19 protein-coding genes are annotated in these 24,479 nt (G+C 52.0%); 13 read left to right on the top strand and 6 right to left on the bottom strand.

The window, feature by feature from the left end:
* The first annotated feature begins 432 nt into the window (after window positions 1–432).
* The 5 genes from OGX67_RS16350 (at window position 433) to OGX67_RS16330 (ending at window position 10,643) form a co-directional block, all read left to right on the top strand.
* Window positions 433–5,763, top strand: coding sequence for a peroxidase family protein (locus OGX67_RS16350; protein ID WP_257652048.1), 5,331 nt, complete (start codon window positions 433–435; stop codon window positions 5,761–5,763).
* Between the two features lie 10 nt (window positions 5,764–5,773).
* Entirely contained in the window at window positions 5,774–7,513 is a 1,740-nt protein-coding gene (locus OGX67_RS16345; RefSeq protein ID WP_016150245.1) for a type I secretion system permease/ATPase, read from the top strand.
* On the top strand, window positions 7,513–8,841 hold the full coding sequence (locus OGX67_RS16340; protein WP_170926215.1) for an HlyD family type I secretion periplasmic adaptor subunit: 1,329 nt from the start codon (window positions 7,513–7,515) through the stop codon (window positions 8,839–8,841). Before OGX67_RS16345 ends, OGX67_RS16340 begins: the two co-directional genes overlap by 1 nt.
* A 134-nt stretch (window positions 8,842–8,975) precedes the next feature.
* Window positions 8,976–9,263, top strand: coding sequence for a VF530 family protein (locus tag OGX67_RS16335; RefSeq protein ID WP_110248478.1), 288 nt, complete (start codon window positions 8,976–8,978; stop codon window positions 9,261–9,263).
* A gap of 12 nt (window positions 9,264–9,275) precedes the next feature.
* The gene (locus tag OGX67_RS16330) at window positions 9,276–10,643 is read left to right on the top strand and encodes a glycoside hydrolase family 10-like protein (RefSeq protein WP_257652047.1); all 1,368 of its coding nucleotides are present in this window, start codon (window positions 9,276–9,278) and stop codon (window positions 10,641–10,643) included.
* Here OGX67_RS16330 and OGX67_RS16325 read toward each other — a convergent pair.
* The 5 genes from OGX67_RS16325 to hdeB all read right to left on the bottom strand — a co-directional run bounded on the left by OGX67_RS16325 (window position 10,640) and on the right by hdeB (window position 15,399).
* A complete protein-coding gene (locus OGX67_RS16325) occupies window positions 10,640–11,158 on the bottom strand; it encodes a hypothetical protein (RefSeq protein WP_086504089.1) in 519 nt (172 codons plus the stop codon). The genes OGX67_RS16330 and OGX67_RS16325 overlap by 4 nt on opposite strands.
* Window positions 11,159–11,212: 54 nt before the next feature.
* Entirely contained in the window at window positions 11,213–12,484 is a 1,272-nt protein-coding gene (locus OGX67_RS16320; protein ID WP_086504090.1) for a type II toxin-antitoxin system HipA family toxin, read from the bottom strand.
* Entirely contained in the window at window positions 12,477–12,791 is a 315-nt protein-coding gene (locus OGX67_RS16315; protein ID WP_003836258.1) for a helix-turn-helix domain-containing protein, read from the bottom strand. The genes OGX67_RS16320 and OGX67_RS16315 overlap by 8 nt, the downstream gene beginning before the upstream one ends.
* 179 nt (window positions 12,792–12,970) lie before the next feature.
* Window positions 12,971–14,914, bottom strand: coding sequence for a methyl-accepting chemotaxis protein (locus tag OGX67_RS16310; RefSeq protein ID WP_257652046.1), 1,944 nt, complete (start codon window positions 14,912–14,914; stop codon window positions 12,971–12,973).
* A 155-nt stretch (window positions 14,915–15,069) separates the two neighbouring features.
* On the bottom strand, window positions 15,070–15,399 hold the full coding sequence (gene hdeB / locus OGX67_RS16305; RefSeq protein ID WP_257652045.1) for an acid-activated periplasmic chaperone HdeB: 330 nt from the start codon (window positions 15,397–15,399) through the stop codon (window positions 15,070–15,072).
* Between the two features lie 401 nt (window positions 15,400–15,800).
* Between hdeB and OGX67_RS16300 the strand changes: the two genes are divergently transcribed.
* The 7 genes from OGX67_RS16300 to OGX67_RS16270 are packed head-to-tail and all read left to right on the top strand — an operon-like array spanning window position 15,801 to window position 22,718.
* Window positions 15,801–16,667, top strand: a complete 867-nt coding sequence (locus tag OGX67_RS16300; RefSeq protein WP_003020002.1) for a MurR/RpiR family transcriptional regulator — start codon at window positions 15,801–15,803, stop codon at window positions 16,665–16,667.
* A gap of 14 nt (window positions 16,668–16,681) precedes the next feature.
* On the top strand, window positions 16,682–17,269 hold the full coding sequence (gene ddpX / locus OGX67_RS16295; RefSeq protein WP_257652044.1) for a D-alanyl-D-alanine dipeptidase: 588 nt from the start codon (window positions 16,682–16,684) through the stop codon (window positions 17,267–17,269).
* Between the two features lie 15 nt (window positions 17,270–17,284).
* On the top strand, window positions 17,285–18,847 hold the full coding sequence (locus tag OGX67_RS16290) for an ABC transporter substrate-binding protein (RefSeq protein WP_257652043.1): 1,563 nt from the start codon (window positions 17,285–17,287) through the stop codon (window positions 18,845–18,847).
* 44 nt (window positions 18,848–18,891) lie between these two features.
* Complete coding sequence (locus OGX67_RS16285) at window positions 18,892–19,914, top strand: ABC transporter permease (RefSeq protein ID WP_204583511.1); 1,023 nt, start codon at window positions 18,892–18,894, stop codon at window positions 19,912–19,914.
* Window positions 19,911–20,807 (top strand): D,D-dipeptide ABC transporter permease, encoded by an 897-nt coding sequence (gene ddpC, locus OGX67_RS16280; RefSeq protein WP_003020010.1) that lies wholly within the window; start codon window positions 19,911–19,913, stop codon window positions 20,805–20,807. The genes OGX67_RS16285 and ddpC overlap by 4 nt, the downstream gene beginning before the upstream one ends.
* Window positions 20,804–21,790, top strand: coding sequence for an ABC transporter ATP-binding protein (locus OGX67_RS16275; protein WP_003020012.1), 987 nt, complete (start codon window positions 20,804–20,806; stop codon window positions 21,788–21,790). Before ddpC ends, OGX67_RS16275 begins: the two co-directional genes overlap by 4 nt.
* The gene (locus tag OGX67_RS16270) at window positions 21,783–22,718 is read left to right on the top strand and encodes an ABC transporter ATP-binding protein (protein WP_257652042.1); all 936 of its coding nucleotides are present in this window, start codon (window positions 21,783–21,785) and stop codon (window positions 22,716–22,718) included. The genes OGX67_RS16275 and OGX67_RS16270 overlap by 8 nt, the downstream gene beginning before the upstream one ends.
* Before the next feature lie 19 nt (window positions 22,719–22,737).
* Here OGX67_RS16270 and OGX67_RS16265 read toward each other — a convergent pair whose 3' ends face one another.
* Complete coding sequence (locus OGX67_RS16265; RefSeq protein WP_003020016.1) at window positions 22,738–23,628, bottom strand: LysR family transcriptional regulator; 891 nt, start codon at window positions 23,626–23,628, stop codon at window positions 22,738–22,740.
* 142 nt (window positions 23,629–23,770) lie between these two features.
* Here OGX67_RS16265 and OGX67_RS16260 point away from each other — a divergent pair, with 142 nt between their 5' ends.
* Complete coding sequence (locus OGX67_RS16260; RefSeq protein ID WP_003020020.1) at window positions 23,771–24,478, top strand: CoA transferase subunit A; 708 nt, start codon at window positions 23,771–23,773, stop codon at window positions 24,476–24,478.
* Window position 24,479: the final 1 nt, after the last annotated feature.

Genomic DNA, 24,479 nt, shown 5'->3' with positions numbered 1-24,479 from the left:
TTAAAACAAAATGACATCTTTTGAAATGTAAAGAAATGAAAATACATTCTTATTCATAGAAAAGTATGAGTGAAGTCGGCAAAGGAAAAACCATAGTTATGATCATAACAAAAATGTAATACGAGGTTAAAAAAACGACGCCTGTGACCTTGAGAAGACTCAGTCTTCTCAAAACCGCGTGCCCTTAATATGTACGCGGTCCCACTCCGGGTCGCAAAATCGAATAAATAAGGTCTGACTCTTATTTTCACTAAGTAATACTCTGGAGAACAACGCTAACCCGGTTGTGGATATCTTCAATATTTTAAAACATGGAGTCAAAACATGTAATAACCATCAGGTATCTTATACGACTCATTCTTCTGTCAGTTTTTGTAAGCAGAAGAAAAGAGTGGTGATAGCCAATACAAGTAAAGATAGGGGTAATGACTTATGGCCTCACAATATGACTTTACTGTCACCCTCCACGATCTTGCTTTTATTCTTAAGCAGATCAAAATATCCGAAGCGGCAACGAACCCAGACGGGAGCGTTAATGCTGAAATGCTTCGGGAATTAGTCTCCAGCCCACTCTTGCCCTATGGACTTCGCACGGTAGATGGTTCATGGAATAACCTTTTACCAGGTCAGGAATTATACGGCTCTGCCGATCAGACAATGCCGAGATTAACCGCATTAAACTGGCAGGATGCGGATCAAATGACCAGCTATATCCAGATTGGCGGTACGGTCATTGATGCCGACCCACGAATAATTAGCAATTTAATTTCAGACCAGACGGCCTCAAACCCGGCCGCGCTGGAGGCTTTTAACGCATTAAAAGATGCGCCCGGCGGCGGGACTGTTACTGGGGATGGCAGCTTATCCATCCCCAATCAGTCTCCCGATATTGGGCTCTCCCCTGCGTTTAACGGCTGGATGACCTTCTTTGGCCAGTTTTTCGACCATGGTCTGGATCTGATTCCGAAAGGAGGCAACGGTATCGTTTTCATTCCGCTCCAGCCCGATGACCCTTTATATGTTGAAGGGTCGTCGACAAACTTTATGCTATTAACCCGGGCAACGGTGGATGAAAACCGAGAGACAGTAAACCTGACGACCCCCTTCATCGACCAAAACCAAACCTACACCTCCCATCCTTCACATCAAATTTTCATCCGCGAATACGTCATTATTGATGGGAAACCTGAGCCTACCGGGAATTTATTGGGTGGTGCAAACGGTGGACTGGCGACCTGGGCTGACGTTAAAAACCAGGCTGAAACCCTGCTTGGCATTAAACTCACCGATCAGGACGTGTTTAATGTTCCCCTGCTGGCAACGGATCGCTACGGTAATTTGATTTTAAGTGAAAACGGAAAGGTACAGATTGTTACCACCGGGGGGCTGGTTGAAGCCAACGGAGGCCTGTTACCCGCGGAGACGTTCCGCACCGGTCATGCGTTTCTGGATGACATCGCTCATACTGCCGTGCCAAAAGCTGGTTTGCTGGCAGATGATGACAGCGCCATCGGCGGAGAAGGACCGCAACCGGCAGGAACCTATGATAACGAACTGCTCGATCGCCACTTTATCACCGGTGACGGGCGCGGGAACGAAAATATAGGTTTAACCGCGGTGCACGCCGTTTTTCACAGCGAGCATAACCGCCTGGTTGAGCAGTATAAAACCACTCTGCTGGAAACCGGCGATATCGATCTCATTAACCAGTGGTTGATGCCCAACCACCAAATCACGGAATTACCTGCCGATACCAATACTCTGGTATGGAACGGTGAGTACTTATTCCAGGCAGGCCGCTTCTCCACGGAAATGCAATATCAGCACCTCGTATTCGAGGAGTTTGCCCGTACCGTACAACCTGCCGTCGATCCGTTTGTCTTCTCCAACACGGCGGATATCAACCCGCTGATCTTTGCAGAGTTTGCGCATGTTGTTTACCGTTTTGGGCATTCAATGCTGACAGAAACCGTGGCGCGTACCGACATTGATATGCAAAGCGGTGATATTGACCTGATTTCAGCATTCCTGAATCCGGTAGCATTTAATCAAATCAACGGGGCCACCGTTACGGACGATCAGGCTATTGGCGCAATCGTGCGTGGTATGACGCGTCAGGTGGGTAATGAAATTGATGAATTTATTACCGATGCTCTGCGTAATAATCTCATCGGCCTGCCCCTGGATTTAGGCGCGCTTAATATAGCCCGCGGTCGTGACACCGCAATGCCGACGCTGAACCAGGCCCGCGAGCAGTTTTTTGCTTTAAGCGGCGATAGCCAACTGAAGCCTTATACCAGTTGGGCTGACTTCACTACCTACCTGAAAAATCCCGCTTCAATCATTAACTTTATGGCCGCCTATGGCCAGCACGAACTGATCCTCAACGCTACCAGCCTTGAAGGTAAGCGCGCAGCGGTTAACTTCCTGTTGTTTGGTGATGCTAACAATTCCCCGCCTGCGGATGCGATGGATTTCTTTAACAGTACCGGAGCGTGGGCAACCAAAGAGACCGGTCTGAATATGGTCGATTTCTGGATTGGCGGGCTGGCTGAGCGCAAAAATGAATTTGGCGGCATGCTCGGCTCAACCTTCAACTTCGTCTTTGAAACACAAATGGAAATGCTTCAGGACGGTGATCGTTTCTACTATCTGAGCCGCGTTCAGGGGCTGAACTTACTCAATGAACTGGAGGCCAACTCGTTTTCCGCGCTGGTAATGCGTAACAGCGATCTTGGTGATGAGGGTTCCTCCCACCTGCCCGCTAATCTGTTCCAGACACCGGACCATATTTTTGAAGTGAACCGCGTGCTGCAAACGGAAATCGACCCGAAATGGGGTAATCCGCTGAAGGATCTGCTCTCGCCGTTGTTGGTGCGTCGCGACCCAGGGGTGGATGTTGACGGCGATAGTTTTGCCGATGGTGGGTATCTGAAATATACCGGCGATGGGCATGTGGTGCTTGGTGGGACGGCAGGCAACGATACGTTAATCGGCGGTAAAGGGATTGACAGCCTGTGGGGTGATGGCGGAGATGACCGACTGGACGGCGGTGACGAAGCCGATGTGGTCCATGGCGGTGACGGTGATGACATTATTACCGATACCGGAACGCCTGTTGGTGATGCGGACTTCCTGCATGGCGATGCCGGACATGACGTTATCTTCTCCGGTAACGGAAACGATCTGGTCTTTGGTGGCAGCGGCAGCGACTTCGTGGTGGTCGGCGAAGATGCGCAGGAGGTCTTCTCGGGTCAGGATAACGACTTTGCGCTTGGCGGCTCGGGTGGTGATTTCCTGATGGGCAACGAAGGCGATGACTGGCTGGAAGGCGGCGACGGGTTTGACACGCTGGCGGGTGACAACTCTGAGTTGTTCTTCAACAGTACCATTATCGGTCACGATGTCCTCAACGGTCAGGGTAACGACACCGACTACGATGGCGAAGCCGGTGACGACATCATGGTTCAGGGCGCGGGGATCCAGCGCAATAATGGCATGGCCGGTTTCGACTGGGCTATCCATAAAGGCGACCCAAATGGCGCTAACTCTGACCTTGGGATCCCTATTTTCGTCAACCAGCAGGAGTTTATTCTACGCGACCGTTTTGATCTTGTTGAAGGGCTGTCGGGCTGGAAACACGACGATATCCTGACCGGAACAGAACAGCCGATAGGTACTGCGCCTGTTCAGGGCGTTCCCCTCTCTAACAACCTGACCCAGGAAAGCGCGGACCGGATCAACGGTCTACAGGCTATTCTCGGCGTAGAGCGTTCTACAAATCCGGACGCGGTGCTACTGAATCCTGATGATGGTAGCGATATTTTACTCGGCGGTGGTGGTAGTGACCGCATCATGGGTAAAGCTGGTAACGATATCATTGATGGTGATGCGTGGCTCAATGTTCGTATTGCCGTTACGGGTATGGCGGGACTCACCAGCGCCGAAAGTATGGCCGAACTGAAATCGTACATGCTGGCCGGCACGCTGAAACCGAATCAACTGTCGATTGTGCGCGAAATTCTGCATGAAGGTAACGGCACGGAAACTGACGTCGCGGTGTACCGTGATGTCAGCAGCAACTATGTCTTTACCCGTATGGCGGACGGTAGCCTGCGCGTCGATCACGCTACGCCGGATGCCGCGCTGAACCTGAATGATGGCATCGATCGTCTGTTGAACATCGAAAAACTGGAGTTTGGCGATGGGAAGCAGCTGTGGGTGACGGGGCAACAAGCGACGGGCGATCTGATCATCAGCAATCCTAACCCTTCGGTGGGTGACCTGCTGCGCGTCAACGTGGCGAACTTGCTGGATGGAAACGGGCTGGCGGCGGATGTGGCCATCACTATGACCTGGCAGGCTTTCGTCAACGGCCAATGGCGAGATCAGGCAACAGGCGTTGAGTTCAGAGTGCCTGGCGCTATTCAGGGCGCACCGTTGCGTGTGGTCGCCAGTTTTAACGACCGCATGGGTGACGCTGAAACCCTGATGTCGGCACAAACTCAGGCAATCCTCCCGCGCAATCAGGCCACGACCGGTGTGCCAGTAATTAACGACCTCACCCCAACTGAAAGCCTGACGCTGACAGCGGTGGTTTCAGGCATTTCTGACGCTGATGGTCTGAGCGGCGGTAATTTCACTTATCAATGGAGAATGAGTTCGCCAACCGGATTCGTCAACATTAACGGTGCGACATCCGCTACCTATACGCCGGGCCAGGCTATGGTCGGCAGAACGTTGCAGGTGGTCGTTACCGTCGTCGACGATGAAGGCAACCCCCCTGTTGTCCTGACGTCGACCACCACCCAGCCTGTAGGCGATCTGATTGTTGGTACCAACGGGGCTAACACCCTCGTCGGTACTGCCTGGAGCGATATCCTGCGCGGTGAAGGCGGTAATGACACCTTACTTGGCGGTGCAGGTGACGATCTGCTCATCGGCGGTGCTGGAAACGACAATCTCTCTGGTCAGGCGGGACAAGATATTCTGCAAGGTGATGCCGGTAACGACACGCTTGATGGCGGGCTTGGTGCCGACAGTATGACCGGCGGCGCGGGCGATGATACCTACATCGTTGATGATTTCGGTGATGTGGTTATCGAAGGTGTGAATGGCGGCACGGACGTTGTCCGAACCAGCCTCAGCAGCTACGACCTCACCGATAACGTGGAAGAACTGGTATTTACCGGCAACGGCAGTTTTATCGGTACCGGTAATGCCATTGCAAATACCATTACGGGCGGTTCTGGTAACGACTATCTGTTTGGTATGGGCGGTAACGACCAGTTGTTTGGTGGTATCGGGAATGACTTCCTCGATGGCGGAGATGGCGCTGATAACCTGCAAGGTGGTGTTGGCAACGATGTCATGATTGGCGGTGCGGGCGCGGATACCCTCTCCGGCGGTAGCGGGGACGATATTCTCAATGGTCAGGAAGGTAACGACATTCTGGACGGTGGTACCGGGAGTGACATCTTCGCCTTTGGGGCCAACTTTGGGCAGGACCGAATTACCGGTTTTGACAGTAACCCCAACGGCGGGCAGGACTTCCTTGATCTCGTCTTGTTAGGTATCAATGCGGGTAATTTTGCCAGCAACGTGTCTATCACCGGAAACAATGGCAACACCATTGTGACTATCGGTACAGACACCATCACATTGGTGGGCGTCAATTCGACCACCGTGAATATTGGTGACTTTTATCTGGAAATGCCCACTACCCTTGCCAGCAACAATGGCAATAGTTCATTGATCGTATAAGGAGAAGACTATGTCGCGCCAGCATACGCCAACAGAACTGAATGATGCATTAAAGGGAACGAAACCCACTTTTCTGATGCTGCTGTTTTTTAGTTGTGTGATTAATATGCTTATGCTGGCGCCGGCAATTTATATGCTACAGGTTTACGATCGTGTGCTGGTCAGTAAAAATACCACCACGCTGTTAATGTTAACCTTATTGATTGTCGGCTTGTACATCGTTATTGCCATGATTGAATCTGCCCGCGCGCAGGTTATGGTCAGGCTTGGCAACAGGCTGGATATAAAGCTAAGTCAGTTGGTCTTTAACGCAGCCTTTAAAAGAAAGATGGTTACCGGTGATAACAACCCGGCGCAATCTTTAGCCGAACTGGATCAGATCCGTCAGTTTCTTTCCGGGAATAGTCTGTTCGCCTTACTGGATATTCCCTGGACGCCGATATATCTTTTCATCGCCTTTTTGGTCCATCCCCTGCTGGGATATCTTTCTCTCGGCGGAATAACATTATTATTTATTCTGACGCTGGTATCTGAAATCTCTACCAAGCGCCCGATTCAGCAAGCGCACGCCTTAACCATTAACAATGCCAGCAAACTGAATAAACAGCTGCAAAACGCCGATGCCATTGAAGCGATGGGGATGCTTTCGACCCTGAAGTCCAACTGGCAGGAGCAACATAACAAAGTGCTGGCGCTACAAACGCAGATTGCCGACAAAACGGCCGGGTTAAGCAGTCTCAGCCGCTTTGTGCGGGTATTGCTGCAGTCGATTGCGCTGGGCGCCGGGGCTTTACTGGTGATCGGTGGCCATATTACCCCGGGCTTGATGATTGCCGCCTCGATCATTCTTGGACGCGTCCTCAACCCGGTAGAACAAGTCATTGGCAGTTGGAAGCAGTTCGTGCAGTTTCGTAGCGCGTGGCATCAGCTCTCCACCTTGCTGAAGGAGTATCCGGCGCCGAAAGAGGTACTGACCCTGCCGCGCCCGAATGGCAACATCAGCGTCGAAAGCGTCTTCGCTGCAGCCCCCGGCCAGCCTTCCCCGCTACTGCGTAATATCTCATTCCAGCTGGAGCAAGGTGAAGTGCTGGGGATTATCGGCCCTTCAGCCTCAGGAAAAACCTCGCTGGCAAAGGTTCTGGTTGGCGTCTGGAAACCGTTATCAGGGAAAGTCAGATTAGATGGTGCAGATATATGCCAGTGGGATAAAGCGCTGCTGGGCCCGTCTATTGGCTATCTGCCGCAGGATGTGGAACTGTTTGACGGTACCATCGCACAAAACATTGCCCGCTTCGCGCAGAATGACAGTGAACTTATCGTTGCCGCCGCATTACTGGCAGGCGTTCATGAGATGATCCTGCGCTTGCCGCAAGGTTACGACACACTGCTGGGCGCAGGTGGATACCAGCTCTCCGGTGGGCAGCGGCAGCGCATCGGGCTGGCGCGCGCCGTGTATAACAATCCTGCGTTTATCGTGCTTGATGAACCGAATGCCAATCTTGACGACGCGGGCGAATTTGCACTCGTTAAAGCCATCAATGCCCTGCGTACCCAGGGACAAACCACAGTCATTATCTCACACCGCCCGACGCTGCTCGGCGTGGTCAATAAGGTTTTGTTGCTTAACGATGGCGTTATACAGGAGTTTGGTACCCGCGATCAGGTTTTTGCCCATTTGCGTCAGGCCAACGTATTGAAACCGGTGGCTACGCCTTCTCCATCCACGACTGAACAGCAACGTGAGGCTTGATGATGAAAAAGAATCCCCACAACACGGCCTCTGCTGGCGTAGATACCAATATCTGGTCACCGATTATCCGGGGCGTGATCGTCATTGTGCTTGGTGTCGGTAGTTTTATCCTCTGGGCAGTGCAAGCTCCGTTAGATGCGGGCGTGGTCGCCGATGGTACGGTAACCGTATCGAGTAACCGCAAAACCATTCAGCATCTGAGCGGCGGTCGGGTAACCGATATCTTTATCAAAGAAGGCGACTTCGTGAAGAAAAATCAGGTCCTCGTCCGGTTGGATAAAATGCAGCTTGAAATGCGTTTCAGCGCGTTGAATGCCCAGTATATTTCTGCAAAAAGTATCGAAGATCGTCTGTTAGCAGAACGCGATGACCTGGATGTGATCCGCTTTAATACTACGCTGACGCAGCAATTCTCTGGCAATAAACGGCTATCAGAAGTCAGAAATCTGCAGGCTAAACTTTTCGATACCCGTCGCAAAACGATTCAGGATGAACTGTCGATGATTCAGGAGACGCTCGATGGTCTGGTTGGACAGACGGATAATCTCAATAAAATAAAAGGCTATCGCGACCACCAGTTTTCTCTGATTAACCGGGAGTTAGGGGCTATTCGCGCGCTGAGCGAAAAAAACTATTACCCCAAAGCACAATTACTGGTGCTGGAGCGCGAGGCAGCAGAAATATCTGGCAGCGTTTCAGAAGATATTCTCAACATTGCCAAACTGAAATCGCAGCAGAACGAATTAAAAATTAAAGCCTACCAGGTGCGTCATCAATATTTACGTGAAGTTGAGTCTGAACTGACGGAAAACCAAAAAGAAGTGGCAATGCTGGAGGATGAATTGGTATCAACGCGTCATGAGCTGGATAACACCGAGATCCGCTCACCGATTAACGGTATTGTGCTGGATGTTAAAGTCAGTACCGTGGGCGGCGTCATTCAGCCTGGAGAACATTTGATGGATATCGTCGCCGCCGGACAACCGATGCAAATTGATGCCAAAATACCCGTACATGCCATTGATAAACTGGTCCCCGGTTTAACCGTTGATGTGCTGTTCCCTGCCCTTAACCATGCGCTGTTACCGTCGGTTCCGGCCCAGGTTCTGACTATCTCTGCGGACCGCTTAATTGATGAAGCCACTCAGCAGCCTTACTACCTTGCGGAAGTACAGGTTTCAGCAGAGGGCGCGCGTTTGCTGGGCGATTACAAAATTAAAGCGGGAATGCCCGCCAGCGTGACGATCAAGACCGGTGAACGAACCCTGATGAGTTATCTGTTTAAACCGTTGATTGCCCGTCTGGAACTGGCTTTTAAAGAGTATTGATCCATCCATTGCCGGTATGACGTACGGCTTGTCGCGCCATACCGCTTTCTGCCGTTGCTGGCAGCTTTGCTTTCTTGTAACCTTCTTCCCGTCTCACTACTGACAAAATCTGGAACCACTGAACTGGACTTCATATGAATGCTCATAATTCTAAAGACCCTTTACATGGCGTGACGCTAGAAATGCAGGTCAATGCCCTGGTTGAACGTTATGGTTGGGCTGAGCTGGCGCAACTTATCAATATCAACTGCTTTAAAAATGAACCGAGCGTTAAATCCAGTCTGAAGTTTCTGCGCCGTACGCCGTGGGCACGGGCAGAAGTAGAAGCGCTGTACCTGGACTCTCTACATGACCAGGTCTCAAATCACACTCCCGAACCGGCCTTCGATCCCTGGGCTAACAGCCGCAATAAGAAGAAATAAGAGCAAAATCAGATGGCAGCATCCGGTTTCTTTTCAGGAAATTATCAGAAAAAACTGGCGAAGATTCTCGCCCGTTCTCGTGCCAGACTACCGCTGACCAACATGAAATGGTTTGCTGTACTTGTGGGCAGTATGTTGTTACTTGGCAGCTGCTCTTCACAACCGCCCGGCCCCAAAACCACTTCGCAACCTCCGGTGAGCAAACCCCAGCAGAGCAAGGAACCAGTGCGTGGGATCTGGCTGGCGACGGTTTCACGTCTTGACTGGCCGCCGATCTCATCCGTGAACATCAGTTCACCTGCTGTACGCATCAGCCAGCAGCAAAAAGCGCTGACGGATAAGTTGGACAACCTGAAACGGCTGGGTATTAACACCGTTTTTTTCCAGGTTAAGCCCGATGGGACCGCATTGTGGAAGTCAAAGATTCTACCGTGGTCAGATACCCTGACCGGCACGATTGGCCAGGATCCAGGTTACGATCCGCTGCAGTTTATGCTCGATGAAGCGCATAAGCGCGGAATGAAAGTTCATGCCTGGCTTAACCCCTATCGCGTGTCTGTAAACACCAAACCTTCGACGGTCACTGAATTAAACAGCACGCTGTCACAAACACCGTCCAGCGTATACGTTCTGCATCGGGACTGGATCCGCACCGCGGGCGAGCGTTTTGTGTTAGACCCCGGTATTCCCGAAGTGCGTGACTGGATAACCAGCATCGTGGCGGAAGTGGTTGAGAATTACCCTGTTGACGGTGTGCAGTTTGATGATTACTTCTATACCGAGTCTCCTGGCTCTGCGCTCAATGACAGCCAGACGTTCAGAAGATACGGCCAGGGATTCGCTTCCAAAGCTGACTGGCGCCGCGATAACACGCAACGGCTGATTGCCCAGGTATCGCGGACTATCAAGAAACTCAAGCCTGAGGTTGAATTCGGTGTCAGCCCTGCGGGCGTATGGCGCAACCGTTCGCACGATCCAGCGGGCTCCGACACGCGCGGTGCGGCAGCGTATGATGAGTCTTATGCCGACACCCGCCGTTGGGTGCAACAAGGCTTGCTGGATTACATCGCACCGCAACTCTACTGGCCTTTTGCCCGCGATGCAGCGCGCTACGATGTACTGGCAAAATGGTGGGCAGATGTCGTGAAATCAACCAACACTCGCCTCTACATTGGTGTAGCGCTGTATAAAGTCGGCGAGCCGTCGCGAAAAGAGCCAGACTGGACGGTCAAAGGCGGTGTGCCGGAACTGAAAAAGCAGCTCGATCTAAACGAGACCGAACCGTACATTAACGGCACGATCCTGTTTCGCGAAGATTATCTTAATCAACCGCAAACGCAGGAAGCTGTGACCTATATTCGCAATCGTTGGGGACGTTAATGGTTGTTCTGAGCGGGAAGCCTGAGCCAGACGCTCACGTAGCGGGTAAATTTCCCCACAAAAATTCCGGCGAACATGCCGCCAGTAATGATAGCCAGGGCGCTCATTGCGGGTTGACGTAAAACGTCGGGGGAAATGGCGTTAAGTACGCCAAGTACGTACTTAACGCCGAATGCCAGCAGCATAAATGGCAATGCGGAATAATCTGCCGGACGGTGAATACTCCGTGGTGCGCTACTGCGGCTCAAACGGCCGGGGTTAATTAATATGTAGCCAATGATTGCGCCGCTGATGATACCTATCGCCCACTGAATATACGTAATGAGGGTCGGGTCGCGATAAGTGATTAAATCGTAGATATCCCAGACTAAAAAAATAGCGGGGATCAGCGCCAGCTTTTCCAGCGTGACAGTGGCGGGTGTTCTGGCTCTAATCCCTCGATACAGTAGAAAGGCAAACAGCAGATACACCCAAACTGGCGTGTTTTTCAGCATATTCACGACAAATTCAGCCATAACGTTGCCTCGCTCAGATTTAATTCTTCGCTAAGTGTAGCGGCTGTATCTGCGTTACTGGGACATTAAACGGCGGACATTATCATTAATCTGTTTCTGTATCGTATTCAGCGTAGTTTGTGTTATCTGATCGGCGTATTTGTCTTTGGCTGTAACGCTTAGCGCTGTTGCATGGTGGCAGATCTTGTCGATTATAGCGTTCACATGCTCAGCTGATAGCTCAGCTTCCTGTACGCCAAGCTGCTGCAGGTGCTTTCTTTCGATATCCAGCGCTTCTCCCAGCACGTCCATTTGGTGATACCCGCCGGGTCCTTCGCACCAGGTCACGTCGTAAGCCGGAGCCAAAGTCCAGTTTCCTGCGGCTGACATTAAATAGGCAAAGTTTTTGGGATGGTCATCGCGGTTGTTAAATGCCACGTTGAAAACCACGCGTTCGAACGCTTTCGCTTTTTCTCTGACATCATTGGTACAAATCTGTGTGGCGCGCAGAAAATCCCGGTAATCTAAAGCACCGGGTATCTGGTAATTTGCACCGGTAAATGCCGCCAGACTCTGCATAGGAATACGGACCGACTGGTCACGGTCGAAACGGCGGGTAGCAAATGCCGCCTGCCCGTCAGGCAGATTAAAATACGCGGTATCAGGCGTAGTGATCCCACATTGCCGCAAACATTCAGCATACACCGCTTCGATGGCACATACCTCAGCATGCTCATGCCTGGCAGGAAATTTAATCAACCAGCTTTCGCTCCCCGGGAGAGGCGCAGTGGTGAACTTTGACGTGACACTGTCACGATAAAGTAACGCTTTTGGCCTGGCCCCTTGCGGTGAACCGCCCATCTGGAGCAGTTTTTGCAAGAATTCCCCGCCTTCGCCGCTCAGGACTTCCTGAACCTCAGATGCCAGTTGTTCGAGAGGAACATCCTCTTTTGAAAGCGTCTCGGCATCTGACTGAACGGGCCGGAACGTCATGGCGCCCATTGCGTTATTGCCGACCCAGGTTAATCTCTCCAGAGGTCCTATGCGCGCTGCGTTGAGTCCACGGCGTTTAAATAAACGATCCATCAACAGCATACCCCAACCATCAGGTAACGAATCGTACACGGGTCCTGGTAATCCCAACTGATGAGCCGGGAAATCCCTGCGTAAACGAGGACCGTTCAGTGGTAACCTTAGCCGGGACAGCTCCAGCCCCTTACGTATAGCGTCTTCACTGTATTCAAAGGCGATCAACGGGCGTCCGGTCAGGGCTGAGGAAGACACCAGTTTTCCCCACAACCATTTTTCACCCCAGCCTTCATAAAAGATATCGACTTGCTCAGGCATCAGTATTTTTCCTTTTCACCCGCTGACGTGCCGCGCTCTTCTCGTAACGCAAAATATCATCCAGACTGTCGATCCTGGGTTTGAATAAGCCCTCGAGCGCGTCACCATAACCTAACACCATCGCGACTTTGACCAGATTCTCAAATCCTACATTTTTACCTGCTTCCAGATTCGAAACGGTATTCACACCGACACCTGAACGCGCGGCAACATCTGCCTGCGTCATTTGCTGCGCGAGCCGTTCCTTACGCAATCTGTCGCAAAGTAGTTTGACGATATCGGCTGCTGTATTGAGCGTTAAATCCATAATATTGGCTCTTATTGGAATAAAAACGACTTTACACCCAATATTATAGAGTTAAGTTGGGAATGATTCAAAGTTTTGTAAGGCACAATAAAGAGGAGTTAAATCGATAAATCGTGGTTAAGCGCCATTATACTGGAGTTATCCGGGCACAATGTTTGCACCCGGATATCGTGTCGTTATCAGCCCACTGAAGGCTCAGGCAATCTGAATGACGAGACCAGCAACGCCAACTGCTCCGCCTCCTCTTTCAATGCCTGTGTACGTGCGGCGGCATCATCAATTAATGATGCGTTTTGCTGAACGGTGCTGTCCATTTCGGTAACGGCGAGCGTAACTTCGGAAACACCTTTACGCTGTTCTTCACCAGCAACGCGTATTTCCCCCATCAACTGGCGTACCTGACGCACATTGCTGACCAGTTCTCCCAGACGTTCGCCGGCAGTGTGAATTTGCTGACTTCCGCTACCAACATGAGAAACGGATTCATCAATCAACGCTTTAATTTCCTGGGCAGCGGTGGCACTGCGCTGAGCCAGCGTGCGCACTTCGGAGGCCACGACGGCAAACCCTCTGCCAGCATCACCCGCTCTGGCGGCTTCAACCGCGGCATTCAGGGCGAGAATATTGGTCTGGAACGCAATGCTGTCGATGACAGCGACAATTTCCACCATTCTGCCGGATGAGGCGCTGACGTTATCCATCGTAGAGATAACGCCTTGCATCACATCACCGCAACGGTTGGCCGTTTGCGCTGTGTTATCGGATAGCTCATCCGCCAACTGTGTATTACTGGCGTTTTGATGAACGGTCGCATTTAACTGCTCCATAGCCGCTGAACTCTCTTCCAGCGCAGCGGCCTGCTGCGTTACGCGAGATGAAAGCTCCATATTACTATCAGCCAGGCTAACGGCGTTATTCGCCACCACTGTGCTACTGCTTCTGACGGTGATCAGGATGGCCGAGATTTTATCGACGAACAGGTTAAACGCCTCGGCGATAGCCGAAATTTCATCTTTGCCGCGAACATCCAGACGACGGGTAAGATCGCCTTCTCCCTGCGCGATGTCATCAAGTGCCTGACGGGTATCATCGAGACGTGAAATTAGTCGACGAACCACCAGCCATGATCCCACCAGCAACAGCGTCATGATAGGGATCAATACCTCCAGAACGTCCTGCATCATCACTTTGGCAAGACCGACAATACGTGATTCTGGTGTCACAAGCCCTACGACCCAGCCGGTATCTGGCATCGGGAACAGCATGACCTGTGACGCTGTATTCAGGATGAGATCATTTTCCAGCGTTATGGTCTTCACCCCATCTGTCGGGCGCAAAGATTTCAGACCGTTTTGCACCGGGATAAGCCACTGCGCGCTTTGCGCCAGATCGTTAATGGTTTTATGTTTGGCCAGGTCGGCCTGCGGGAAATAGAGAATTTGTCCCTGCTTGTCTACCACAAACGCGTAACCGCCAGTACTGTTGCCCTGCTGCTGCATGAAAGTAGCGACGTTATCCAGACGGATATCGGTGGTAGCGACACCGGCAAACTTGCCCGCCTGCTGATAAGGCACACTGCATGTCACCATGTTGACGCCTGAACTAGCATCCTGGTAAACATCAGACCATAGGCAGTTGTTTTGTGATTGCCCTTTGGCGTGCTGATACCAGCTTTCATTGTGGTATCCGCTTGATCCTTCGACGTTATAATCGTTGGAATAGACAAGCTTTCCTTCGGCATTACGCGCCCAGAAAAAGCTTCTTTTCTCCACACCTGCGGTGAAGGCGTCTGGTTCTGGCCAGATGCCGCCGCCGGTAATAATCGAGTCTTTACCTTCACCAATCAGATGCGGAACAACGCTTTGATACAGCGATTCATCGTTAGGCAACACTTCAGCCAGTCGCGACAGGCTGACTGTCTCACCTTCAATTCGGGACAATACGGTACTCAACTGACGGGTTAAACCTTGCCCTGTTTCTTCGATCAGGGCGGTGTTGATTTCAACGACGCGCGGCTGACCACGCCAGAGCATAATCACCACGATAACAATCGTCGTTACTGCAAGCAGCAGAATGCCGCCGATGGTTAAACGCGTTGAAATACGAGTAGGATACCAGGCCATACAAACTCCTTCTGCAAAAGGCTAACTTTTATCCAGTATCGGCACAGGTGTTTATATCTTTATAAAGTTTTCTTAAGTATTGCAAAACAAATAAGTGACAGCGTCACAAATAACAAAACCCAGCACTTTGGCTGGGTTTTAATAATGGCTTAATTTTATTTAGATAATTCTTTTTTGATTTCGTCTTTTATTTTACTTAATTCGCTCTGCGGATGTTTCTTACAAAGTTCAACGGTCAGAGGAACTGCAGTCGTAACAGTTTCGTTATAGTCTACGTAATCGCCACCTTTGAAGTCTTCGTCTTCATTGAGCACCCAGAAGGCCACCGGAGCCATAGTCTGTGGGTTCAAATCAATAAACTCCTGACAGCTCATGCCTTTCGGAGTCACTTCAGTTTTAGCGTTATCTGTTGCTGCATTGACGCTGACACTGGTTAACAGCGCTGCGGCCAGAATACCTGCTGTAGAAAGGGAGAATTTATTCATTGTAGTACTCCATGTATAATATAAATAATATCTACACTTGCGCTTAACACCGTTAATGTAGCTCGCAAAAAATAATACCCCTATCGTCATAAGAATAAAGATTGCTGTTATTGATATGGCTGAAATTTATATTTTCAATTACTGATTCTTATGTCTTAGGGAAAAATGTTGCCCACAATGTGATCGTTCCGACGAAATCAGCAGATTCATACCCCGCTTCCTCTGCCGTTGCACCAAAACTGAACTACGCTGCACAAATGTTGATCATTAGTTAACGAATTTGAGCTGAGTTTTAACAAAAGCAGCCAGCATGCTGCTGTTACTGACATGGCACGCGTCCTGCATTGTTAATTCGCTAACAGAGATACGGAATCTGACAGACAACTAACAGCGAGAAGGTAATGACAGCCAAACCAGAGTTATTTACCCGCATAGAGCAAACCTTTAGCCAGCTGACGCCCAGCGAAAAGCGCGTGGCTGGGTGGCTGTTAGCCCATGCTGTGCAGATCCCATTTGAAACCGCGGATGGCATCGCTAAAGCAACCGGAACCAGCGGCATTACCGTTGGACGTTATCTGCGTAAACTGGGCTTTCGTAACCTGGAGGATGCAAAAGCCAGTCTGCGCGAGCTGCCTGTAGTTCCGTATCAGCCCTGGGGAATGAATGAACGACTGGATTCCTGGCACCAGCAACAAAGCCTGCCAGATCGGGCGCACCAGTCGCTGTTACTGGAAATTGACGCCATTACCCACGTCTACCAACTTGCTCAGGGTGAGACGTTTCTACGCATTGCACAGCAGTTGGCGCATGCGGAAGCCGTGTACATCCTCGGGATCCAGTCCACACGCGGGATCGCTAACGCCTTTTTTAGTCACCTGGAATATCTGCGACCTAAAGTCAGCTACTCCGAAGGCCTTTCCGGCAGTTGGGTAGAGTCGCTGAACTCGGGATTCAGCCAGCCTTACGTGGTTATTACCGATATGCGCGCCTACTCCGCTATTTCGCGACAATATTGCCGTGTCGCCACTGAACGCTGCATTCCGCTGGCGCTAATTACCGATGTGTGGTGCCCATGGGCCAGGGATTATTCCATTGATTTGCTTCAGGTAAAAACCGACACTGGACATTTCTGGGACTCACTGGCACCGGTGAGCTGTCTGTTCAACTTATTACTTTCTGCGGTGGTGGCGCAACTGGGTGACGCCCTCGCAGGACGCCTGCAAACTAATCGCCAGTTACAACAACAATTTGGTCAATTCGAACAATAAACAGGAAACGTGCTATGTCAGAACTCCCAGAACTGGTCGATCTGTCGGTGATATTTCCGTCGCTGCATATCGATCTTAAATACGCTACTGCCGACAACATTACCGGCGCACCTATCTACAGGGAAGCGCGTTGCCTGTTGCACACCGAGGCGGTAACCGCGCTGGCAAAAAGCATCAGCATTGCGCAACTGGCGGGCTTGTCGCTGGTAGTGTACGACGCGTATCGCCCCCAGCAGGCGCAGGCGATACTGTGGAATGCCTGTCCCGACCCGCAATATGTTGTCGATGTCGCGATTGGTTCCAATCACAGTCGGGGTACGGCCATTGACGTCACGTTGATGGACGATCGCGGCCATCTCCTTGATATGGGGGCCGGTTTTGATGAAATGCACGACCGTTCCCATGCCTGGCATCCGTCTGTTCCTCCGGCAGCGCAGCGTAACCGCCTGCTGCTCAATGCCATTATGTTTGGTGGTGGTTTTGTCGGTATTAACAGCGAATGGTGGCATTTTGAATTACCTGATGCCGCCCGTTACCCGCTGCTTGACGATCAAATTGATTGTTACACTGTCACGCCTATAACAACACAACATCCCCTTTAATTCTGGAGCCTGGTTATGAAGACTACACCTGCGTTAAACGCTTTTTTCCGCCCCGCTCTGATAGCCGTTGCGTTAGCGGTTGCCCTGCCCGCCGCGCAGGCTGCCGTTCCCAAAGATATGCTAGTGATTGGTAAAGCCGCCGATCCGCAGACGCTCGATCCCGCTGTGACCATAGATAACAATGACTGGACGGTCACCTATCCCTCTTACCAGCGGTTGGTTCAGTACAAAACCGATGGTGGTAAAGGTTCCACGGAAGTTGAAGGCGATTTAGCCAGCGGCTGGAAAGCCTCGGACGACCAGAAAGAGTGGACGTTTACCCTGAAAAACGATGCCAAATTCGCCGACGGAACGCCGGTGACGGCTGATGCGGTAAAGCAATCCTTCGAACGTTTGCTCAAGATTGGTCAGGGACCTGCGGAGGCTTTCCCGAAAGATCTGAAGGTTGAGGCCATCGATAACAACACGGTGAAGTTTACCCTCAGCCAGCCGTTTGCTCCGTTTCTGTATACGCTGGCAAATGACGGTGCCTCAATCATTAACCCGGCCATCTTAAAAGCGCATACCGCAGACGATGCCCGCGGATTCCTGGCACAGAACACGGCAGGCTCTGGTCCCTTCATGCTGAAGAGTTGGCAAAAGGGACAACAACTGGTGCTGGTGCCTAACCCGCATTATGCCGGTACAAAACCGACGTTTAAGCGCGTCTCAGTCAAAATCATTGGTGAAAGCGCCTCCCGTCGCCTGCAACTGTCGCGTGGCGATATCGACATTGCCGATGCGCTTCCTGTTGACCAGCTTGCTGCTTTAAAACAGGAAGGCAAAGTGAACGTGGCGGATTATCCCTCATTGCGCGTGACTTATCTGTATCTCAACAACAGTAAGGCCCCGCTCAATCAGGTGGATTTACGCCGAGCTATCTCGTGGGCCACCGATTATAAAGGGATGGTCAACGGGATCCTGAGCGGCAATGGAAAGCAAATGCGTGGCCCAATCCCCGAAGGCATGTGGGGTTTTGACGATAAGGCCATGCAGTACAGCTTCGATGAAGCCAAAGCCAAAGCCGCGTGGGACAAAGTTGCCACCAAACCTGAAAGCCTGAGCTTCCTGTACTCAGATAATGATCCTAACTGGGAACCTATCGCGCTCGCTACCCAGGCAAGCCTTGGCAAACTGGGCATTAAGGTGAAGCTGGAAAAACTGGCGAACGCCACCATGCGTGACCGCGTGGGCAAAGGCGATTACGACATTGCCATTGGCAACTGGAGTCCGGATTTTGCCGACCCGTACATGTTTATGAACTACTGGTTTGAGTCAGATAAGAAAGGCTTGCCGGGTAACCGTTCGTTCTATGAAAACAGTGAGGTCGATAAGCTGCTGCGTAGCGCGCTGGCTACGACCGATCAGGTGGCCAGAACCAATGACTACCAGCAGGCGCAAACCATCGTGATTGATGAAGCGGCCTACGTCTATTTATTCCAGAAAAACTATCAGTTGGCGATGAACAAAGACGTCAAAGGATTTGTATTCAACCCCATGCTGGAACAGGTCTTCAATATCTCCACCATGAGTAAATAAGCCACGTTTACGCGGAGCCGCTCTGGCTCCGCAAGGGGAAGCTAATGACGTTCTGGAGTATTTTGCGCCAGCGATGCTGGGGACTTATTCTGGTGGTTATCGGTGTTTGCGTAATCACCTTTATTATTTCACATCTGATACCTGGCGACCCCGCAAGGCTGCTGGCGGGCGACCGCGCCAGCAATGAAATTGTCGAAAATATTCGCCAACAGCTGGGGCTGAATCAACCGCTGTATGTCCAGTTTTTTCGCTATGTCAGCGACATTTTTCACGGCGATTTAGGCACCTCCATTCGCACCGGGCGTCCGGTACTGGATGAACTGCGCATTTTCTTCCCCGCTACCCTTGAGCTGGCTTTCTGCTCTTTGTTGCTGGCGCTGGTGATAGGTATCCCGCTGGGTATTTTATCTGCGGTCTGGCGTAACCGCTGGCTTGATCACCTTGTTCGGCTAATGGCAATTACCGGTATCTCCACGCCAGCATTCTGGCTGGGGCTGGGGGTTATCGTGCTGTTTTACGGTCATCTGCAAATTTTACCCGGCGGTGGACGTTTAGACGACTGGCTGGATCCACCGGCTCACGTCACCGGGTTCTACCTGATTGATGCACTGCTGGAAGGCAACGGCGAAGTCTTTTTCAATGCGCTTCAGCACCTGATTTTACCGTCGTTGACACTGGCTTTTGTACATCTTGGGATCGTTGCCCGCCAGATTCGTTCCGCCATGCTGGAGCAACTGAGTGAAGATTACATTCGTACCGCTCGCGCCAGCGGGTTACCGGGCTGGTACATCGTGCTGTGCTATGCATTGCCTAACGCACTCATCCCATCAATCACCGTCCTCGGCCTGGCGCTGGGCGATCTGCTCTACGGTGCGGTATTGACCGAAACGGTCTTTGCCTGGCCAGGTATGGGCGCTTGGGTGGTGACCTCAATTCAGGCGCTCGACTTCCCGGCGGTAATGGGATTTGCCGTGGTGGTCTCGTTCGCCTATGTGCTGGTCAACCTGGTGGTGGATTTGCTCTATTTGTGGGTAGATCCTCGAATTGGACGTGGAGGTGCTGAATGATGCTCACACAAGAAACGCCGACCGCCCCTCAGACAGCACGCCGCCGCACGGACTGGGCCAAACTGTTCTGGATGATGAAAAGTAGCCCGCTGACGCTGGTTGGCGGGGTCATTATCGTATTGATACTGCTGCTGATGGTGCTGTCGCCGTGGATAACGCCACACGATCCTAATGCCATCAATTTGAGTGCGCGCCTGCTGCCCCCGTCAGCCGCTCACTGGTTTGGTACCGATGAAGTCGGTCGCGATCTGTTCAGCCGCGTTCTGGTAGGAAGTCAGCAGTCGGTCGTTGCGGGTCTGGTGGTGGTGGGTATCGCCGGGGGATTGGGATCACTGCTGGGCTGCTTGTCGGGTGTCATGGGCGGGCGCGCCGACGCGATAATTATGCGGATGATGGACATTATGCTGTCCATTCCTTCGCTGGTGCTGACGATGGCGTTGGCCGCCGCGCTGGGCCCCAGCCTGTTTAACGCTATGCTGGCGATTGCCATCGTCCGTATCCCTTTCTATGTGCGCCTCGCCCGCGGTCAGACGTTAGTGGTGCGCCAGTTTAGCTATGTACAGGCTGCCCGGACCTACGGCGCTTCACGCTGGCATCTGATTAGCTGGCACATTTTACGCAATTCTCTGCCACCACTCATTGTGCAGGCATCGCTGGATATCGGCAGTGCGATCCTGATGGCTGCCACGCTCGGGTTTATCGGTCTGGGCGCGCAGCAACCCAGCGCTGAGTGGGGCGCGATGGTCGCAATTGGCCGCAATTACGTGCTTGATCAGTGGTGGTATTGTGCTTTTCCCGGCGCCGCCATTCTGATTACCGCCGTGGGCTTTAATCTCTTTGGCGATGGTATTCGCGATCTGCTTGATCCGAAAGCCGGAGGAAAACAGTCATGACACAACCCGTACTGGAAATCGAAGATTTACATCTGAGTTTCCCCGGCTATAAAGCTGATGTGCATGCGCTGAACCATGTATCACTGCACATCAACCGTGGAGAAATCGTTGGTGTGGTGGGTGAATCCGGTTCCGGTAAGTCCGTGACCGCCATGCTCACCATGCGTCTGCTTCCGGAGGGAAGCTATCGTATTCACCAGGGACGCGTTTCACTGCTGGGTGAAGATGTGCTCAACGCCAGTGAGAAACAAATGCGCCAATGGCGCGGCGCACGCGTCGCGATGATCTTTCAGGAGCCCATGACGGCACTGAATCCGACCCGGCGTATCGGCCAGCAAATGGTGGAGGTAATCCGCCATCACCAGGCGTTAAGCCGCACGGATGCCCGTCATAAAGCCGTCGCTCTACTCGAAGAGATGCAAATCCCGGACGCGCCGGAGGTCATGAAACGATTTCCGTTTGAGCTTTCCGGCGGGATGCGCCAACGCGTGATGATTGCGCTGGCCTTTTCGTGCGAGCCAGAGCTTATTATTGCCGATGAACCGACCACCGCGCTGGACGTCACGGTGCAACTGCAGGTGCTGCGTTTGCTGAAGTTAAAAGCACGGGCCAGCGGAACAGCCGTGCTATTTATCAGTCATGATATGGCGGTGGTTTCACAGTTATGCGACCGGTTGTACGTCATGTATGCCGGGAGCGTGATTGAGAGTGGCCCGACGCAAACCGTTATTCAACGTCCGACGCATCCCTATTCCATCGGCTTGCTGAAATGCGCGCCGGAACACGGCGAGCCGCGCGCATTGTTACCTGCGATCCCCGGCACCGTGCCGAACCTAACCTGCTTACCTGCCGGATGCGCATTTCGTGAGCGCTGCTTTGCCGCTGGTCCTCGTTGTGAAGAAACGCCTGCGTTAAGTAGTCAGGGAGGCGTAGATCAACAATCTGCCTGCTGGTATCCACAACTGGAGACAACACATGTCTGATTTTTTACTGGCGCTGCAGGATGTTCATGTCAACTTTCCTGCGCGTAAAAACTGGCTTGGCAAGGTTACGGAACGGGTGCATGCGCTCAACGGTCTGGATTTACAGATTCGCCAGGGTGAAACTCTTGGGATTGTTGGCGAATCCGGTTGTGGAAAAAGTACGCTGGCGCAACTGCTGATGGGCATGCTGAAACCCAGCCAGGGAAGCTATTCTCGCCGTGGTAATAAACAGCATAACGGTATGCAAATGGTCTTTCAGGACCCTCTTTCATCGCTGGATCCTCGCTTACCGGTGTGGCGCACGATCACTGAGCCGGTATGGATCCAAAAACGAAGTCCGGAACGTGAGCGCCGCATGCTTGCTGAAGATTTGGCCCAACAGGTAGGCATCCGTCCGGAATATCTCGACCGTCTGCCGCTGGCGTTTTCCGGTGGACAACGCCAGCGTATCGCCATCGCCCGGGCACTATCGTCAGAACCGGATGTTATCGTCCTCGATGAGCCCACTTCAGCACTGGATATCTCTGTGCAGGCGCAAATTCTCAATCTTCTGGTGTCACTACAGGCGCGCAGAAATCTGACCTACGTATTGATATCGCATAACGTGTCGGTGGTCCGCCATATGAGCGACCGTGTGGCGGTGATGTACTTAGGGCAAATTGTTGAGCTGGGCGATGCTCAACACGTTCTCACTCACCCCGCCCATCCGTACACACGGTTATTGCTGGACTCTGTCCCTAAAACGGGCGCGCCACTGACGGAAGATTTGGTGTTACGTAAAACCGAGCTACCGGGAAACCGAACGTTGCCCCAGGGATGCTTTTTCCGTGACAGATGTCCATTGGCAACCCACGGTTGTGAGAAAAAACAGGCATTACTGAAAAGTGATACCGGATGTGATGTTCGATGCTGGCGGGCGGTTACATGACCTGAGCCGTTGAGAAAAGTCAGGTGCGATACGCCTTTTTCAGTGAATCCACCAGCACCTCGGAAGCAGTAGATAATTTATGATGTGCTGAACGCAAAACCCCGATCCGACGCTGGATCACCGGCGTATCCAGATCGATACAGGTTGCGCCTAACTCTGTCATTTGCGTGCGGCATAGTGCAGGTACGGCGCTACCGCCCAGACCGTTAGCCACCAGACGGCCAACGGTTACTAATTGATGGCTCTCCAGCGCCACTTCCAGCGTATGTCCGCTTTGCACAAGTTGTTCTTCCAGCATCAGCCGCACGGCTGACGGACGTTGCAAGGTGATGAAATCCAGCGTCAGCAGTTCGCGCCATGCAATACGATCCCTGTCTGCCAGCCGACAGGTTGGCGGCACAATCGCGATAAAACGATCCACGCCGAGCGGCGTGAAATGCAGATGTCCCGAATAGTCCGGCTCGAAGGCTATGCCCATCTCGACCCGCCCTTCACTGACCATTTCAATCACGTGTTCATTGATCACATCATGAACCGTTACGTTGATACCAGAATAAGAGTCACGAAACGTTTTCAGTACCGATGGCAGGACGTTAGCGGCAAATGAGGGCATGGCGGCGATCGAGATTTTACCACGCTGCAGCGTAAAGCGTTGGCGCATGGCTTCTTCCGTATTCTCCCAGTCCGCCAGCAGCTGTCTCCCCATATTCAGCAACGTTTCTCCCTCCTGCGTCAGAGTCACTTTGCGGGTGGTTCTCAACAGTAACGCCCCGCCCAGCGAATCTTCCAGTCCTTTAATCGCCAGGCTTAATGCGGGTTGCGACATGTTCAGTCTTTCACTGGCATGAGCAAAATTCAGAGTGTGAGCTACCGCTAAAAACGCGCGTAACTGTTTGATGCTCATTCCCATTTCGCATTCCTTTAACTTGTTGAATACCTTTAATTAACATTAAATTGATAAAAAAACCCAATGAGTGAGTCACAAATTTAAAATTAACAAATCATTTTTCACCCCCAATGATGTCGGCAAGGACAACTGGGGAGGCAAGTATATGGCTGGACTGGATAAACGTGTTGCCACTTATCAAGAGGCGCTGGAAGGACTGACCGACAACATGACGCTGCTGGCGGGCGGTTTTGGTTTATGTGGGATCCCTGAAAACCTGATTACCGAAGTACGCCGTCGAGAAGTACAGGGACTTACCGTTGTATCAAACAACTGTGGCGTGGATGGCTTTGGCCTCGGCGTACTGCTGGAAACGCGCCAGGTGCGCAAAGTGGTCGCGTCCTATGTAGGGGAAAACGCCCTGTTTGAGAAGCAGGTGCTTAGCGGCGAACTGGAAGCCATCCTGACGCCACAGGGTACGCTGGCAGAGCAGTTGCGCGCGGGCGGCGCGGGGATCCCGGCATTTTTTACCGCGACTGGATATGGAACCCCCGTAGCGGAAGGGAAAGAGGTTCGCGAGTTTGCCGGACGCCCTTACATCCTTGAACAGGCGATAACCGGTGATTTTGCATTGGTTAAAGGCTGGAAAGCCGACTGGTACGGCAACGTCATCTATCGCCACACCGCACAGAACTTTAATCCGCTGATGGCTGCCGCCGGGCGCATTACCGTCGTGGAAGTCGAAGAGATTGTCCCTCCCGGAGAACTGGACCCTGCAGCGATTCACACTCCCGGAATTTTCGTTAACCGCATTATTCAGGGGCAGTTTGAAAAACGTATTGAACAACGCACCCTGCGCCAGAAAGGAGCCTGAC

Source organism: Citrobacter sp. Cf118, from assembly GCF_030334095.1.
Lineage (GTDB): Bacteria > Pseudomonadota > Gammaproteobacteria > Enterobacterales > Enterobacteriaceae > Citrobacter > Citrobacter freundii.
Note: the sequence above shows the minus strand (reverse complement) of the source record. Positions and strands in the feature narration are given on the sequence as shown.